This is a genomic window from Chelativorans petroleitrophicus (genome assembly GCF_025398195.1).
Lineage (GTDB): Bacteria > Pseudomonadota > Alphaproteobacteria > Rhizobiales > Rhizobiaceae > Chelativorans > Chelativorans petroleitrophicus.
The window spans coordinates 25020-39260 of sequence record NZ_JAODNV010000017.1 but is presented as its reverse complement, the minus strand read 5'-3'; the positions used below and the strand labels follow the sequence as shown (position 1 = coordinate 39260).

Sequence of the window (14241 nt, the reverse complement as noted above, 5' to 3'; positions counted from 1 at the left end):
GATTCCATCGGGCGTTTTCGAGACGCCGTCACCGTGCCCGCTGCAGACTCACCATCAGGACGAGGCCCGCTCCGCTCGACATGCGCTGGTTGTCGACGATGATGTTATCGCTTCCGGCGCGTACCCCGTCCATGGCCATCAGCGGCAGCCACATCGCCATGGCCAGAATGGCAACCCGTGGCAGAAGCCGCATCACATTTGCGAGTCTGGAAACGGAAATCGCCATCTTGTCCTGCCTCGCCCGCCCTGGGCATCGTCTCGACTTCGATGGCGCGAGAATGCCGCGGCGGCGCTGAACCGGCCCTGAGACCTGCGTTCATGTGGCGTTCAAGTTGGCGAGGGGCCTTCCCGGAAGACGGTGCGCCTCAGCGCTGGGCGCAATCCTCGCCCGTTTTTATGGTGAATAAAGGGTAAATGCGCCCGTTAAGATTTTCACCCGCGTCAGAAGGGCAAAAGGCGGATGGGCCAAGCATTTTCATCCTTAACGGAATCCGCCCGTTTACCGATTGTTTTAGCTTTATTTTCCGCGCGTTAAGCACACCGTTTAACGCCGGTTTCAATGCTCGTGCGCCATTCTCGGGACCATCAGCGACACCGCAGGAAAACAAGAAGGCGGGCGCTCTCAGGACGAAAACGGGGATTTGGAAATGGCACGTTTGGATGTTCACGAGATCGGTTCCGGAGCCGTCGGCGGCAGCACCCAGGCCGATATGCTGTTCCAACTGGGCATGATGTACGCGACGGGGCGCGACTGCGAGGTGGATCTGGTGGCCGCCCACAAATGGCTGAATATCGCCGCCATCAAGGGCTCGGAGCGTGCGGCCGAACTGCGCGCGGAGCTTGCAGCCGCCATGTCGAAGGCCGATCTTGCCCGCGCATTGCGCGAGGCGCGCGAATGGATGACCATGCACTGATATTCGAGTAGCAGGAGGGCGGCGGCGCCGATCACTGGCGCCCGGAGCGCGCCGCGAGCGGTGAAAACCGCCGCGGCGCTGCCATTTTTAGGGCGGTGCGTCAAAGGCGCGAAGGCTCGATGTTCCTTCGAGCCGGTCTTCCAGCATTTGGAGTATTGCTCTCTGCGAACCGCACCAGCACCGTGCCGTCATTGACCCGTGCACCTTCGGCAACGGTTTCGGCGATGACGCCGTCATGCGGAGCGCAGACGGTGTGCTCCATCTTCATGGCTTCGAGCACCAGGAGCGGCTGGCCCTTCTTCACCTTGTCGCCGGGGGCGACGCGCACAAGCTTCACGAGGCCGGGCATGGGCGCGCGCAGGCTCTCACTGCCGCTTGCGGCAAGTCCGGCCTGCTCCAGGGGATCATGAAGCTGGAAGGTGTGGTTGTCGGGCCCGTCGAAGATCGTCAGATGCCCGGGCCAAGGGACGATCCGCTCCCCGTATTCTGCCGGCAGCACCAGGGTCTCGGCATTCTCTTCTTCGGAGCGAACGGCAAAGCGGCCGTCGCCCAAGCCGGTGATGGCATAGTAGCGCGTCCGGTCCCCATGGCGGATGGCGCGACGATGGGTGATGGGGTGAAAATGCGCGTAGGCTGATATGGCGTCGAAGGGATCCGGCGCATCGGGCGCGAATTTGGCTCCGGAGGCCGCAAGAGCGGCCGTTGCCATCGTGCGAGTTTCGGGCTCGGGGAAGGATGTCAGCGCCTGCTGATGGCGTGGGATGAGCCGCGTGTTGAGCTTGCCTGCCACGAAATCCGAGTTCTGGACAAGCCGGGCAAGAAAGGCCGTGTTCACGGCAACGCCCGCGATTTCGGTTTCCTCAAGGACCGAGGCAAGGGCGGACAGTGCCGCCTTGCGGTCCCGCGCGTGAACGACAAGTTTGGCAATCATCGGATCGTAGTGGGCGGAGATGATGTCCCCCTGCCGCACGCCTGTCTCAACGCGGAGAGTTACGCCCGGGATCGGCTGCGGAAAGCGCAAATGGTGCAGCGTGCCCGTCGCAGGCAGAAAATCGCACGCGGGATCTTCGGCATAAATTCGCGCTTCCACCGCATGGCCGGAAAGGCCGATCTCATTCTGGCTCAGGGGAAGCGCCTCTCCGGCGGCGACACGGATCTGCCATTCCACGAGGTCGATGCCGGTCACCATTTCCGTGACGGGATGCTCTACCTGAAGCCTCGTGTTCATCTCCATGAACCAGAAACGATCGGGCTTCAGGCCTTTCGCCGCGTCCACGATGAACTCCACCGTGCCGGCACCGTGATAGCCGATCGCCTGCGCCGCCTTCACGGCGGCCTGGGTCATGGCCATGCGCATGGCGGCCGTCATGCCGGGGGCAGGGGCCTCCTCGATCACCTTCTGGTGGCGGCGCTGGGCCGAGCAGTCGCGCTCGAAGAGGTGGACCACATTGCCGTGCCGGTCTCCGAACACCTGCACTTCGATATGACGCGGCTTCTCGATCAGCTTTTCGACGATCACCCGGTCATCGCCAAAGGCGGTACGGGCCTCTCGCCGGGCCGCGGCGAGCGCATCGGCGAACTCATCGGGATGGTCCACCCTGCGCATACCTCTGCCGCCGCCGCCCGCCCGCGCCTTGATCAGAACGGGATAGCCGATCTCGCGCGCCTTGGTGGCGAGCACCACCAGCGCCTGCGCGTCGCCGTGATAGCCAGGCACGACGGGCACGCCGGCCTTCTCCATGATTTGCTTGGCGCTGTCCTTCAGCCCCAGAGCGCGGATGGAGCGAGGCGACGGGCCGATGAAGACAAGCCCGGCCTTTTCCACGGCTTCCGCAAAATCCGGATTTTCCGACAGGAAACCGTATCCGGGATGGATCGCTTCGGCGCCGGTCGCCTTTGCTGCCGCAATGATGCGTTCGCCATCAAGATAGCTTTCAGCGGCAGGTGCGGGGCCGATATGCGCCGCCTCATCGGCCAGTGCCACGTGCATGGCATGGGCATCCGCATCGGAATAGACGGCCACGGTGGCAATGCCCATGCGCCTTGCCGTGCGCATCACGCGCACGGCAATCTCTCCCCGATTGGCGATCAGGATCTTTGTGAACATCCGGCTCCCTCGGTAGGGTGATTTGCCTCACCTATAGCGCGGGGGGCCGCAAGCGTCATGGGGCCATAAGCCGGAAGTCAGCCGCGCCGGTCGATCGGCAGGGAACCGCGCACCCTGTTCCGTTGTCCCAAAGGCGCCGGTAAATTCATGGAGAGAGGAGGGGACGAAGCACTTTGGTCCAGGTTCTTTCAGCACGGCTTATGGCTATCGCGGACGCGTTGCCGCTGAGACCGGGCATGCGCGTACTGGAAATCGGCTGCGGAACGGGCGCCCTCGCACGGGAAATGGCCAGGCGTATCGGCGATGGACATGTGCTCGGGATTGACCGGTCGGACAAAGCAATTGCCATGGCGCGCCACCTGTGCGCCGCGGAAATCGAGGCGGGGCTCCTCAGCCTGCGCCAGGCTGAGGCGGAAAGCTTCGCGCTCGAGCCAAGAGAGGCGCCCTACCACATTGCCGTCGCGATCCGGGTGGGCGCTCTTGACGGACGCCATCCGGAGGCCGGGAAGCGGGCGATGCGCTGCATCGCCACGGCTCTCGCGCCGCATGGCCGGCTCTTCATCGATGGGGGTGATCCCTTGCGGGCTATCTCGCCGGCAGCCGAGGAATGATGGAAGCGTGAAGGCTTGACGGGCTTCCCATCTCGCTGGCACTTCAGCGTATGGTCCAATCCGAGAGGGAGCGTTGAGAAAAGGTCCGCTTGTCGCGCTGATGGCTGCCGCCTGCACACTGCCGCTGCCCTTTCCGGCGCAGGCGGAATGGAAGCCTGTGGAGAAGGTCGTCACCTATCCCGTCTCCGGCAAGACGGGCATCGAGCTTTACCGCTCGATCGGGGAAAACGGGCCGAAGATCGGCATCGGCCGGGTCATCGCCTTTACGGATTTCGACCTCAAATGGTCCCGCGACTATCAGAAGCGTGACGGCGGCTGCGTGCTCGCCTCGGCCCGGCCGTTTCTCACCATCACCTATAGGCTGCCGAAGGCCGCGGGCGACATGCCGCCCGAGACGCGCGAACGCTGGCAGGCCTTTCTCGAAGGCGTGGAGAAGCACGAACGGGTCCATGGCGAAATCATCCTGGACATGGTCCGCAAGATCGAGGCCTTCTCCGTGGGCCTTACGGTGAAGGATGATCCGGACTGCACGAAAATCCGTCAGGTGCTGACGAAAAGGCTGGGCGAGCTCTCCGAGGAGCAGCGCCGCAGAAGCCGCGAGTTCGACCGCGTGGAGATGGGCAAGGGCGGAAACGTGCACCGACTCATCCTGGCGCTCGTGAACGGGGACTGAGTGCCGCAGGCTTAGCGTCGGCGGCCTGCGCCCGTTACCTGTGCCTCCTCATGCCTTACGCAGAATCTTGTCCATCGTTCTGCCGCGCGCCAGCTCGTCGATCAGCTTGTCGAGGTAGCGGATTTCGCGCATGGTCGGCTCCTCGATTTCCTCCACGCGCACGCCGCAGATTATGCCCTTGATCAGGGTGCGCGAGGGGTTGGGGGCAGGGGCGTTGGTGAAGAAGGTCTCAAGGTCCGTCCCGTCCTTCAGGATGCCTTCGAGACCGTCGCGGTCATACCCGGTCAGCCAGAAGATGATCTGGTCGACGTCCTCCTTGGTCCGCCCCTTCCTCTCCGCCTTCGCCACGTAATGCGGATAGATGCTCGCGAAACTCACCTTGTAAATCCGATGGCCAGCCATTGGCTTCTCCCTCCCGGGTCAATCGCTTCCGCCCTGCAGCGTTGCCTCCCACCGCCGCAATGCTCTCCTCACATCCGGAAAATCCCGAACTTCGTTTCCCCGACGGGCGCGTTCAGGGCCACAGAGAGGGAAAGTGCCAGCACCTCGCGGGTCTTCGCCGGGTCGATGATGCCGTCGTCCCAGAGCCGCGCGGAGGAATAGAGCGGGTGGCCCTCGCGCTCGTATTTTTCGAGGATCGGCTTCTTGAACTCGGCCTCCTCCTCTTCGCTCCACGTTTCGCCCCGGCGCTCGATGCTCTCGCGCCGGATGATTGAAAGCACCGTCGCCGCCTGCTCGCCGCCCATGACGGAGATGCGTGCATTGGGCCACATCCACAGGAAGCGGGGCGAGAAGGCGCGGCCGCACATGCCGTAATTGCCTGCGCCGAAGGAGCCGCCGATGATGGCGGTGATCTTCGGCACCTGTGCGGTGGCAACGGCCGTGACCAGCTTGGCGCCGTCCTTGGCGATGCCGCTGGCCTCGTATTTCGCGCCCACCATGAAGCCGGTGATGTTCTGCAGAAAGATGAGCGGGATGCCCCGCTGGCAGCAAAGCTCGACGAAATGCGCGCCCTTAAGCGCGGATTCGGAAAAGAGCACGCCGTTGTTGGCCAGGATCCCCACCGGCATTCCGTGAAGATGCGCAAAACCGGCGATGAGGGTTGTCCCGTAGTTCTGCTTGAACTCGTCCAGCTCTGAGCCATCCACGATGCGCGCGATCACCTCGCGCACCTCCAGCGGCTGTCGCAGATCGGGTGGGATGAGGCCGTAGATTTCATGTGGATCGTAAAGAGGCGGAATCGGTTTCTGAAGTTGCAGATCTATCCGCTTGGTGCGATTCAAATTTCTTACGATGCGGCGCACGATGGCGAGGGCGTGCTCCTCATCCATCGCATAATGGTCTGCGACGCCTGATTGGCGCGTGTGCACCTCCGCTCCTCCCAGCGCCTCGGCGGAAACCTCCTCGCCTGTTGCCGCCTTCACCAGAGGCGGGCCGCCAAGAAAGATGGTGGCGTTGCCGCGCACCATGACCGTTTCGTCGCTCATGGCCGGCACATAGGCGCCGCCCGCCGTGCAGGAGCCCATCACGCAGGCGATCTGCGGAATGCCCGCCGCCGACATGTTGGCCTGGTTGTAGAAGATGCGGCCGAAGTGATCGCGGTCGGGGAAAACTTCATCCTGGTGGGGCAGGTTTGCGCCGCCCGAATCCACCAGATAGATGCAGGGCAGGTTGTTCTGGAAAGCGATCTCCTGGGCGCGCAGATGCTTCTTGACCGTGAGGGGATAGTAGGTGCCGCCCTTCACAGTCGCGTCATTGGCGACGACCATGACCTCGCGGCCCTCCACACGCCCGACGCCTGCAATGAGGCCGGCGGAAGGCACATCGCCCTCATACATGCCCCAGGCGGCAAACTGGCCGATCTCAAGGAACGGCGCACCAGTGTCGAGCAGCGTGGCGATGCGCTCGCGCGGCAGCATCTTGCCGCGCGTAACGTGTCGCCTGCGCGCATCTTCAGGTCCTCCACGCTCGATCAGCGCCGCCTTCTCGGCCAGGTCGGCCAGCAGGGCCGTCATCCGGGCCTCATTGGCGCGGAAGGTTTCGGAAGAGGTGGAAAGCTGCGATCGGATGACCGGCATGGCTCCTCGGCGGATCACTTCGATTCCGCGCTCACTCTACGGCAGATCGAAGGGAAAATGACAGATCAATCGGGCTCTGCCATGATCTCCCGCCCGATCAGCCAGCGGCGGATTTCGCTCGTCCCGGCGCCGATCTCGTAGAGCTTGGCGTCCCGCAGCAGCCGGCCGGCGGGATAGTCGTTGATATAGCCGTTGCCGCCGAGAATCTGTATCGCATCGAGCGCCATCCGCGTGGCCCGTTCGGCGGCGTAGAGGATGCAGCCCGCCGCGTCCTTGCGCGTCGTTTCGCCCCTGTCGCAGGCGGTTGCCACCGCATAGACATAGGCCCGGCAGGCATTCAGCGTGGTGTACATGTCGGCAAGCTTACCCTGAATGAGCTGGAAGCTGCCGATTGGCTGACCGAACTGCCTGCGTTCGCGTGCATAGGGGACTGCCACATCTAGGCAGGCCGCCATGATACCGAGCGGCCCGCCGGCCAGCACCACGCGCTCGTAGTCGAGGCCGGACATGAGAACTTCCACGCCCCGGCCTTCCTCGCCCAGCACATTCTCGAAGGGCACCTCCACATCCTCAAAGACGAGTTCCCCCGTGCTGGAGCCGCGCATGCCTAGCTTGTCAAGCTTCTGCGCAACCGAGAAACCCGGCATTCCGCGCTCAATGATGAAGGCCGTGATGCCCCTGCTGCCTGCCTCCTCGTCCGTCTTGGCATAGACCACCAGCGTGTCCGCGTCCGGCCCGTTGGTGATCCACATCTTGGAGCCATTCAGCACATAGCGGTCGTTCTTCTTATCCGCCCTGAGGCGCATGGACACCACGTCTGAGCCCGCGCCGGTCTCGGACATGGCGAGCGCGCCCACCGCCTCGCCGGCGCAGAGTGGAGAGAGGTACTTCCGCTTCTGCTCCGGCGTGCCCCAGCGGCGGATCTGGTTCACGCAGAGATTGGAATGCGCACCGTAGGAAAGGCCCACCGAGGCCGAGGCGCGGGAGATTTCCTCCATGGCCACCACATGCGCGAGATAGCCGAGGCCCACGCCGCCCCATTCAGGCTCCACGGTGATGCCCAGAATGCCGAGTTCTCCCATTTCCTTCCAGAGATGGCTCGGGAAATCGTTGTTGCGGTCGATTTCGGCCGCAATCGGCGCGATCTTCTCCCGGGCGAAGCGGGAGACCGTATCGCGCAGCGCTTCGATTTCTTCCCCGAGGCCGAAGCTCATCGTGTGCGTGTACATGACGCCTCCCAGATGCACGCGAGAATACACATATAGCCCATGCGCCCCGGCTGAACGGGTTCCCGCGGAACCGTTGAGCGCGAGGGATCGTTTCTACGAGCATACAACGCTGGTGAAGGAGTTTGCCATGACCACGCTGACCCGGGATGGTGTCGAAAGGATTCTTGGGCCGGTGGACAAGCAGCTTTTGGCCGAGCTGGCGGCAACCGGAGCAAACGAGACGGAGCTTGCCGAGGCTCACGCCTGGGTCGTTAACGATGAGGCCCTGGTCAACGACTTTCGCCCCCTGCCGACGGGCAAGGTGGCCGAGCTGGTGGAAATCCTGCACCAGCATTACGGTCACGGTGGGGAAGAGGATCTGGGATAGCCCGGTTGCAAGTCCGGTCTCCTGCCGGGCCGGGCCGACAAGCGAGGAACGCATGCCCGCGTCGAAGATCCACCGCACCATGTACAACATCGCAGCGGATGACCTCGCCGCGATGCGGGACTTCTATGGCACGCTTTTCGAGCTGGACATCATTTATGAGAGCGACTGGTACATCGTGATGGTTCCTTCCGACGGGCCGCGGTTCGAGCTCGGCATCATCTCCCGGTCGAGCGAAGTCACGCCCGAAATTGCAAGACGCAGCTTCGGCGGCGGATACCTCACTTTCGTGGTGGATGATGTCTTGATTGCCTTTGAAAGAGCCGAGGCCATGGGCGCGGATGTCCTGGAGCCGCCCACGGATATGTTCTATGGCCAGCGGCGCATGCTTCTTCGCGATCCGGTGGGAACGCTTCTCGACATTTCATCGCCGGTGCCGGTGGCAACGGCGTAATGCAAGGAGGCGGGTGCCTCTATGAAGCACTCCGTGCCGCCGCGAGCGCCGGTCCCAGCTCTGCCTCGAAGATGGCGATTTCCGCCTCCAGCCCCACGCTGACGCGAATACAGCGGTCGAGTCCCGGCGCCATTGGCTTGCGCACGAACACATCGCGCTCGGCAAGCTCCTGAAGCACGCGCAGTGCAAAGGCCCCGTCGCGCCCGCAGTCGATGGTGACGAAGTTGGTGGCGGACGGTAGCGCCTTCAGCCCATGCGCCTCGGCAATCGCAGAAAGGCGTTGCCGGCAGAACCCCACCGCCTTCACCACCCGCTCAAGATGCGCCCGATCCTTCAACGCGGCCAGGCCGGCGGCTTGCGCCATCCGGTTCACGCCGAAATGGTTGCGCACCTTCTCGAAGGCGCGGATCGTTTCCGCCTCGCCGATGGCGTATCCGCAGCGCAGCCCCGCAAGGCCATAAGCCTTGGAAAATGTACGCATGCGCAAGACATTCGGCCGGGAAACGTCGATGGGCGGCAGGGCAGACGCGGGGGCCGTCTCGCCATAGGCTTCGTCCAGGATGAGAAGCGTCGTGGGCGGCAAGGCCTCGATGAAGTGCAGGATGTCTTCGGCCTCCCACCACGTGCCCATCGGGTTGTCGGGGTTGGAAAGATAGACGATGCAGGCCTTCTCGCGCCGTGCCGCGTCGAGCAGGCCATCGAGGCTTTCCCTGTCATCCTCGTAGGGAACCGTGACAAGGCGTGCGCCGAAGCCTGATACATGGAAGTTGAAGGTTGGATAGGCACCAAGCGAGGTGACGACCGGGTCACCTGTCTGCGCGTATTGCCTCACGGTCAATCCGAGCAGTCCGTCGATCCCTTCTCCGATGACGATGTTTTCCGGCGCCACGCCGTGCAGTTCGGCAAGGGCCTGGCGCAGCTCGTGGTTCTCCGGATCGCAGTATTTCCACATCTCCGGCGTGCTTGCCCGCATCGCCTCCACCACGGCAGGAGAGGGGCCGAACCCATTCTCATTGGCGCCGAGCCGGGCGCGGAACGGGCGGCCGCGCGCACGCTCCTGCGCCTCCGGCCCCACAAAGGGGACTGTTGCGGGCAGGGAGGCGACAAGCGGCGTGAGAGAAGGTCGATCAGTCATGATGAAGTTCCAGGCTCCTCAAGCCCTTATGCTCGCCGTGGGGATTTCGCGCAACGGGCAGGTGAGCCTTGACCCGGCAATGACGGATTCTGCGCCGGAAACGTTCTCGGTGGTGGTCGAGCGCGAGTTCTCCCATCCTCCGGAAAAGATCTGGCGCGCGCTCACGCAGCCACAAGGGGTGGCTGATGAAAAACGATTTCAACCGGTTGCGGATCACCGCTTCAATCTGAGTGCGGACTGGGGTGCCGTCGCATGCCGGGTTCGCACGGTCGAGCCGCACAGGACACTCTTCCTATACGTGGGATACCAAGGATTTCACCAGCATCGTCACCAACGCGGTTACGTATGGAGCAGTTGGACTTCCGGCCGGATCAGCAGCCCTACTATCGCGGAGCCAAGGGGCTCTATATGCTCGTGCTGCCCCATGCCGTAAGATGGCGCGGTCGGCGCATCATCGAGCAGGAGTAGGGGATGGCAAAGGAGCCAGGCAAGCAGACGCCCGGCGGGTCCGCGACCAGGCGGAAGGCGGAGAAGACGCAGACCGACGAAGTGGTGCTGCTCTCCGGCGGCAACCCGCAAATTCCCAAGGGCTATGGCAATGAGCCGGTTCAGGCTTATATCGCCGCAATGCCGGGCTGGAAAAGCGCGCTCGGGCGGCGCCTCGACGAAATCATCGAGCGCACCGTCCCCGGCGTCAACAAAGCGGTCAAATGGAACTCGCCCTTCTATGGCGTCGAGGAGAGCTCGTGGTTTCTCAGTTTCCATTGCTTCGCGAAATACGTGAAGGTCGCCTTCTTCCGCGGCGCCTCTCTCGACCCCGTTCCGCCCAGTAAATCGAAACATCCGGATGTGCGCTATCTCGATATCTATGAAGGCGGGTTCGATGAGGCTCAGTTTGCCGATTGGGTGAAGCAGGCGAGCAAACTGCCGGGCGAGAAGATGTGAGAGAAGAAAGAGATGGCGGGTAAGCAGGGCCGGCTCGATCAGGACGACATGGAGAACCCGTCCCACCTCATCGATGAGCGGATCAGATCGCTAGGAGACTGGCGCGGCGAGTTGCTCGCCAGGCTCCGCGCCCTCATCCGCGAGGCCGATCCGCATGTGGTCGAGACGGTGAAGTGGAGGAAACCGTCAAACCCGCTGGGCGTCCCGGTGTGGGAACATGACGGGATCGTCTGCACCGGCGAGACGTACAAGGACAAGGTGAAGCTCACCTTCGCCCGGGGTGCGGCGCTCGAAGACCCTGCAGGTCTTTTCAATGCCAGCCTTGAGGGAAATGCGCGGCGCGCGATCGACTTTAGCGAAGGCGATCAGATCGACAGCGAAGCGTTCAAGGCGCTCGTCCGCGCCGCCGTGGCGCTGAACGTGTCCGCGCAGGGTGCGACCCGTTCTCGAAGAAGCGCGAAGGGCGCCTGAAGCAGGAACGCGGATGCCAGCACTCAGCTGAGGCCGACCCGCTCGGCGCCCTTTCTGAAAAGGGCTTCCGCATCGGGCGAGAAACGGAACGTGGCCAGGAATTCGTCCACATTGTAATCCGGCAGGGTTTCGCGGATGATGCGCGCGAAAAGTTTTGCTTCTTCAACGCGGCCGGCCAGTGCCAGACAGTGGGCAGCAATCGCCTGGATGACCATATGAGCGTTAGGTCGCGCAGCCGCTTTCAGCGCCCATTCGGCCGCCTCTTCGAATTCGCCCAGGCGCACATGGGCCATTGCGCGCGCACCCATCATGGCGAACAGCAGCGGATCGAACGGGCTCAGGCTGCGCGAATGGTCCGAGGAGCCGATGGCGGCGCACGGATCCCCCGACTGGGATTGGACGAAAGAAAGCGCGTAGTGGCCAAGCGCGAAGTTCGGGCTGAGATCGATCGCCCGCTCCAGCTCGGCAAGCGACGCGTCCTGACGGCCGCGAAGCCAGAGAGCCCGACCCATCGCCCAGTGGGCGGCCGGGTCATGCTCGTCCACGATGAGGCTGCGGCTGGCCGCCTCAAAAGCGAGGTCCGTCTCGCGCTGGCGGTCCGCCCAATGCTGGAATGCGTTCTGCCAGTGGGTGAAGGACAGTCCGGCATGCGCGCGGGCGAAGGTAGGGTCTAGCCGCGCTGCCATGGAGAAGAAGTGCGCCGCCTGCTCATTGTCGGCCTTGGTGAAGCGGTACATGTGCCACAGGCCGCGATGGTATGCCTCCCAGGCATTGAGCGAATTGGGCGGCTTCAGGATGGCGCGGTTGCGCTCCGCCGTCTCGATCTCGCTGGCGATGGAAGAGACGATCCTGTTTCCGATCTCGTCAAGCACGAGGAAAGCATCGTCCGCTTTGCAGTCAAATGTCTCGGCCCAGACGATCCTGGCCGTTCGCGCTTCCGCCAGTTCGACCGTAACGGAGAGGCGTCCCGCCTGTCTTCCCACGGTGCCGCTGGCGACATAATCGACATTGAGCATCCGCGCGGCCTCCTCCGGCCCGACATTCCGCTCCGCCAGAGCGAAGACGGAGCCTCGCGCGATAACGAACAGGCTTCTGAGCTTGGCGAGGCGGGTGATGATGTCATGCGTAAGACCGTCGGCGAGGTGATCGCGTACGCCGCCTTCCTTCGTCCGGTCGCCAAACGGCATAACCGCGAGCGAGGCGCGGGGGGAGGCGAGGGCGCCTCCGGCCGGAGGCGCAATTATCAGTGAAGATGGAGCAGCCGGAACGGTGGCGATAGCATGCACCGACTCCACGCTGCTGTGGCGGAGCGTGCGCCATGCTTCCCGGATAGGGCTGAAGTCCAGTTCTTCGGCCTCGAACAGCCGGGCGGAGGCAGCGAGATGAGCCTCGCATTCCGCGATCCTGCCCCGCAGGGAGAGCGCCTGCAGCAGCGCGATGTGGGCTCGCCCGTCGTAAGGAGCTAGCTCGATCCACTTGTCCAGAAGCGGAAAGAGTTCATCGCTGCCGGCCGGAAGGATGCCCGCCAGATGCTCGATCACCGCCGTGTGGAAGGCGCTGAAGCGGCGCCTTTGCGCGGTAAGCCAGCTGTTGAACTCGGGGCTGCGGTCGATCTCCAGCCCTTCCATGAAGTCGCCGGCGAAAAGGCCCAGAAGCCAGCGCAGATGTTCCGGCACGAGCTTTCCCATGCCTTCGCCGGCTGCTCGCTCGACCTCGATGGCGTCCACAACGCTGTCCGCCAGGTCGAGCGCCACCATGTCGCCGGATGTGACCACCCGATGCCGTTCCGGCTCGTCAAGAACGTTCCGCAGCTTGCTGAGGCACCAGCGCAGCTCGCCCCGCGGATCGTTGGGCACGTCCCAAAAAAGTTCGCAAAGTCGGCTGCGGCCCACCGCACGTGGCGTCATCGCCAGATAGGAAAAGAGAGCCTGCACCTTCCGCGAGGCGGGAAGGTGCGCAATTACACCGTTCCGCCAGATCGTCAGCGGGCCGAGCATTCGGATGTGCATGTTGCCGGCGCCCAGCGGAGCCGATTCCACGCGCGTTTCCACGTCTCCTCCAACGGCAGGCGGTGAGCAACACCTTATCATGGAATGCGATGGGGCAGCACCCCGCATCATCAGCCCGCAGGGCATTCTCGATCCGCAAAGGAGCGTTCACATGAAAACCCGAGATACGATACGCACTACGGAAGGACGTGGCCGCCTATTCGACAGTATTCTGGATACGGTGGGCGATACGCCCGTAATCCGCATCAACAATCTCGGTGTGGACCACGCGACCATTTACGTGAAGGCCGAGTTCTTCAATCCGGTCTCGTCCGTGAAGGACCGGCTGGCGCTCAATGTCATCGAAGAGGCGGAACGCACCGGCGCTCTGAAGCCGGGGCAGACCGTCGTTGAGGCGACCAGCGGCAATACCGGCATCGGCCTAGCCATGGTCTGTGCCCAGAAGGGCTATCCGCTGGTCGTTACCATGGCAGACAGCTTCTCGATCGAGCGGCGCAAGCTCATGCGTATGCTGGGCGCCAAGGTGGTGCTCACCCCGCGCGCGGAAAAAGGCTACGGCATGTACAGGAAGGCCGTCGAACTCGCCGAGGCCAATGGCTGGTTCCTGGCACGGCAGTTCGAGACCAAGGCCAATGCGGACATTCATGAGGCGACGACTGGGCGCGAGATCATCAACGATTTCGCCGGATCGAGGCTCGACTGGTTCGTGACCGGCTACGGGACGGGCGGCACGGTGGCGGGTGTGGGCCGCGTGCTGCGCAGGGAGCGGCCAGAAACCAGAATCGTGCTCAGCGAGCCGGCGAACGCACAGCTCATAGGAAGCGGCCATGGTCAGGAACGGACGCCCGACGGCGCACCGGCCAGGAGCCATCCCGCCTTCGAGCCGCATCCAATCCAGGGATGGACGCCGGATTTCATTCCCCATGTGCTGCAGGAGGCGATCGATTCCCGCTATTACGATGAGGTGGTGCCGATCGCCGGCCTCGAGGCCATCAAATGGACGAAGGCGCTAGCCCAGAACGAGGGCATCTTCACCGGGATTTCCGGCGGCGCCACATTCGCGGCCGCGCGGCAGGTGGCCGAGCGCGCCCCCTCAGGCTCTGTCATTCTGTGCATGCTGCCCGATACCGGGGAGCGTTACATGACAACGCCGCTCTTCGAGTCGATCGAGGCGGATATGGACGAGGAAGAACTGGCCCTCTCGCGCTCAACGCCGGGCTTTCAGTTCGCCGCCTAGGGCAGCAGGGAGGT

Annotated in this window: 15 protein-coding genes and 1 pseudogene; 9 read left to right on the top strand and 7 right to left on the bottom strand. The window is 63.5% G+C overall.

Going from position 1 to position 14241, the window contains the following annotated elements; genetic code table 11:
• Window positions 1–28: 28 nt before the first annotated feature.
• Window positions 29–226, bottom strand: a complete 198-nt coding sequence (locus NYR54_RS15110) for a hypothetical protein (RefSeq protein WP_261516534.1) — start codon at window positions 224–226, stop codon at window positions 29–31.
• Between the two features lie 421 nt (window positions 227–647).
• Between NYR54_RS15110 and NYR54_RS15105 the strand changes: the two genes are divergently transcribed.
• Window positions 648–914, top strand: coding sequence for an SEL1-like repeat protein (locus NYR54_RS15105; protein WP_261516533.1), 267 nt, complete (start codon window positions 648–650; stop codon window positions 912–914).
• 100 nt (window positions 915–1014) lie between these two features.
• Here the strand turns inward: NYR54_RS15105 and NYR54_RS15100 are convergent, their stop codons facing one another.
• Window positions 1015–3021 carry an acetyl/propionyl/methylcrotonyl-CoA carboxylase subunit alpha gene (locus NYR54_RS15100; protein ID WP_261516532.1) on the bottom strand — a complete coding sequence of 669 codons (2007 nt, stop codon included), beginning with the start codon at window positions 3019–3021 and terminating at the stop codon, window positions 1015–1017.
• Window positions 3022–3194: 173 nt separating this feature from the next.
• On the opposite strand from NYR54_RS15100, the gene NYR54_RS15095 reads away from it, so the two are divergent.
• Together NYR54_RS15095 and NYR54_RS15090 are read left to right on the top strand one after the other, a co-directional pair.
• Window positions 3195–3632, top strand: a complete 438-nt coding sequence (locus tag NYR54_RS15095) for an SAM-dependent methyltransferase (protein WP_261516531.1) — start codon at window positions 3195–3197, stop codon at window positions 3630–3632.
• Window positions 3633–3732: 100 nt separating this feature from the next.
• Window positions 3733–4305 carry a DUF922 domain-containing Zn-dependent protease gene (locus tag NYR54_RS15090; RefSeq protein WP_261516594.1) on the top strand — a complete coding sequence of 191 codons (573 nt, stop codon included), beginning with the start codon at window positions 3733–3735 and terminating at the stop codon, window positions 4303–4305.
• Between the two features lie 48 nt (window positions 4306–4353).
• Here the strand turns inward: NYR54_RS15090 and NYR54_RS15085 are convergent, their stop codons facing one another.
• The 3 genes from NYR54_RS15085 to NYR54_RS15075 all read right to left on the bottom strand — a co-directional run bounded on the left by NYR54_RS15085 (window position 4354) and on the right by NYR54_RS15075 (window position 7612).
• Entirely contained in the window at window positions 4354–4707 is a 354-nt protein-coding gene (locus NYR54_RS15085; RefSeq protein WP_261516530.1) for a DUF2200 domain-containing protein, read from the bottom strand.
• 68 nt (window positions 4708–4775) lie between these two features.
• Window positions 4776–6383, bottom strand: a complete 1608-nt coding sequence (locus tag NYR54_RS15080; protein WP_261516529.1) for a carboxyl transferase domain-containing protein — start codon at window positions 6381–6383, stop codon at window positions 4776–4778.
• A gap of 65 nt (window positions 6384–6448) precedes the next feature.
• Window positions 6449–7612, bottom strand: a complete 1164-nt coding sequence (locus NYR54_RS15075; protein WP_261516528.1) for an isovaleryl-CoA dehydrogenase — start codon at window positions 7610–7612, stop codon at window positions 6449–6451.
• Window positions 7613–7739: 127 nt separating this feature from the next.
• Between NYR54_RS15075 and NYR54_RS15070 the strand changes: the two genes are divergently transcribed.
• The gene (locus NYR54_RS15070; RefSeq protein WP_261516527.1) at window positions 7740–7979 is read left to right on the top strand and encodes a hypothetical protein; all 240 of its coding nucleotides are present in this window, start codon (window positions 7740–7742) and stop codon (window positions 7977–7979) included.
• 52 nt (window positions 7980–8031) lie between these two features.
• Window positions 8032–8430, top strand: a complete 399-nt coding sequence (locus NYR54_RS15065) for a VOC family protein (protein WP_261516526.1) — start codon at window positions 8032–8034, stop codon at window positions 8428–8430.
• A gap of 19 nt (window positions 8431–8449) precedes the next feature.
• Here NYR54_RS15065 and NYR54_RS15060 read toward each other — a convergent pair whose 3' ends face one another.
• Window positions 8450–9565: a pyridoxal phosphate-dependent aminotransferase gene (locus NYR54_RS15060; RefSeq protein ID WP_261516525.1), complete on the bottom strand. Its 1116-nt coding sequence runs from the start codon at window positions 9563–9565 to the stop codon at window positions 8450–8452.
• Window positions 9566–9644: 79 nt separating this feature from the next.
• Here NYR54_RS15060 and NYR54_RS15055 point away from each other — a divergent pair.
• The 3 genes and pseudogenes from NYR54_RS15055 (at window position 9645) to NYR54_RS15045 (ending at window position 10981) form a co-directional block, all read left to right on the top strand.
• A pseudogene (locus tag NYR54_RS15055) lies at window positions 9645–10033 on the top strand (SRPBCC family protein).
• A 3-nt stretch (window positions 10034–10036) separates the two neighbouring features.
• A complete protein-coding gene (locus NYR54_RS15050; RefSeq protein ID WP_261516524.1) occupies window positions 10037–10510 on the top strand; it encodes a DUF1801 domain-containing protein in 474 nt (157 codons plus the stop codon).
• A gap of 12 nt (window positions 10511–10522) precedes the next feature.
• Window positions 10523–10981 carry a DUF1801 domain-containing protein gene (locus NYR54_RS15045; RefSeq protein WP_261516523.1) on the top strand — a complete coding sequence of 153 codons (459 nt, stop codon included), beginning with the start codon at window positions 10523–10525 and terminating at the stop codon, window positions 10979–10981.
• Between the two features lie 23 nt (window positions 10982–11004).
• Here NYR54_RS15045 and NYR54_RS15040 read toward each other — a convergent pair whose 3' ends face one another.
• Window positions 11005–12990: a BTAD domain-containing putative transcriptional regulator gene (locus tag NYR54_RS15040; protein ID WP_261516593.1), complete on the bottom strand. Its 1986-nt coding sequence runs from the start codon at window positions 12988–12990 to the stop codon at window positions 11005–11007.
• A 151-nt stretch (window positions 12991–13141) separates the two neighbouring features.
• Here NYR54_RS15040 and NYR54_RS15035 point away from each other — a divergent pair, with 151 nt between their 5' ends.
• A complete protein-coding gene (locus NYR54_RS15035; protein ID WP_261516522.1) occupies window positions 13142–14227 on the top strand; it encodes a PLP-dependent cysteine synthase family protein in 1086 nt (361 codons plus the stop codon).
• Window positions 14228–14241: the final 14 nt, after the last annotated feature.

What these genes read in the sequence shown, in the direction of transcription:
- NYR54_RS15035 (WP_261516522.1), top strand. Translation starts at nt 13,142, where the DNA reads ATGAAAACCCGAGATACGATACGCACTACGGAAGGACGTGGCCGCCTA.
- NYR54_RS15100 (WP_261516532.1), bottom strand. Translation starts at nt 3,021, where the DNA reads ATGTTCACAAAGATCCTGATCGCCAATCGGGGAGAGATTGCCGTGCGC.
- NYR54_RS15050 (WP_261516524.1), top strand. Translation starts at nt 10,037, where the DNA reads ATGGCAAAGGAGCCAGGCAAGCAGACGCCCGGCGGGTCCGCGACCAGG.
- NYR54_RS15040 (WP_261516593.1), bottom strand. Translation starts at nt 12,990, where the DNA reads ATGCACATCCGAATGCTCGGCCCGCTGACGATCTGGCGGAACGGTGTA.
- NYR54_RS15080 (WP_261516529.1), bottom strand. Translation starts at nt 6,383, where the DNA reads ATGCCGGTCATCCGATCGCAGCTTTCCACCTCTTCCGAAACCTTCCGC.
- NYR54_RS15105 (WP_261516533.1), top strand. Translation starts at nt 648, where the DNA reads ATGGCACGTTTGGATGTTCACGAGATCGGTTCCGGAGCCGTCGGCGGC.
- NYR54_RS15060 (WP_261516525.1), bottom strand. Translation starts at nt 9,565, where the DNA reads ATGACTGATCGACCTTCTCTCACGCCGCTTGTCGCCTCCCTGCCCGCA.
- NYR54_RS15045 (WP_261516523.1), top strand. Translation starts at nt 10,523, where the DNA reads ATGGCGGGTAAGCAGGGCCGGCTCGATCAGGACGACATGGAGAACCCG.
- NYR54_RS15085 (WP_261516530.1), bottom strand. Translation starts at nt 4,707, where the DNA reads ATGGCTGGCCATCGGATTTACAAGGTGAGTTTCGCGAGCATCTATCCG.
- NYR54_RS15070 (WP_261516527.1), top strand. Translation starts at nt 7,740, where the DNA reads ATGACCACGCTGACCCGGGATGGTGTCGAAAGGATTCTTGGGCCGGTG.
- NYR54_RS15075 (WP_261516528.1), bottom strand. Translation starts at nt 7,612, where the DNA reads ATGTACACGCACACGATGAGCTTCGGCCTCGGGGAAGAAATCGAAGCG.
- NYR54_RS15110 (WP_261516534.1), bottom strand. Translation starts at nt 226, where the DNA reads ATGGCGATTTCCGTTTCCAGACTCGCAAATGTGATGCGGCTTCTGCCA.
- NYR54_RS15090 (WP_261516594.1), top strand. Translation starts at nt 3,733, where the DNA reads ATGGCTGCCGCCTGCACACTGCCGCTGCCCTTTCCGGCGCAGGCGGAA.
- NYR54_RS15065 (WP_261516526.1), top strand. Translation starts at nt 8,032, where the DNA reads ATGCCCGCGTCGAAGATCCACCGCACCATGTACAACATCGCAGCGGAT.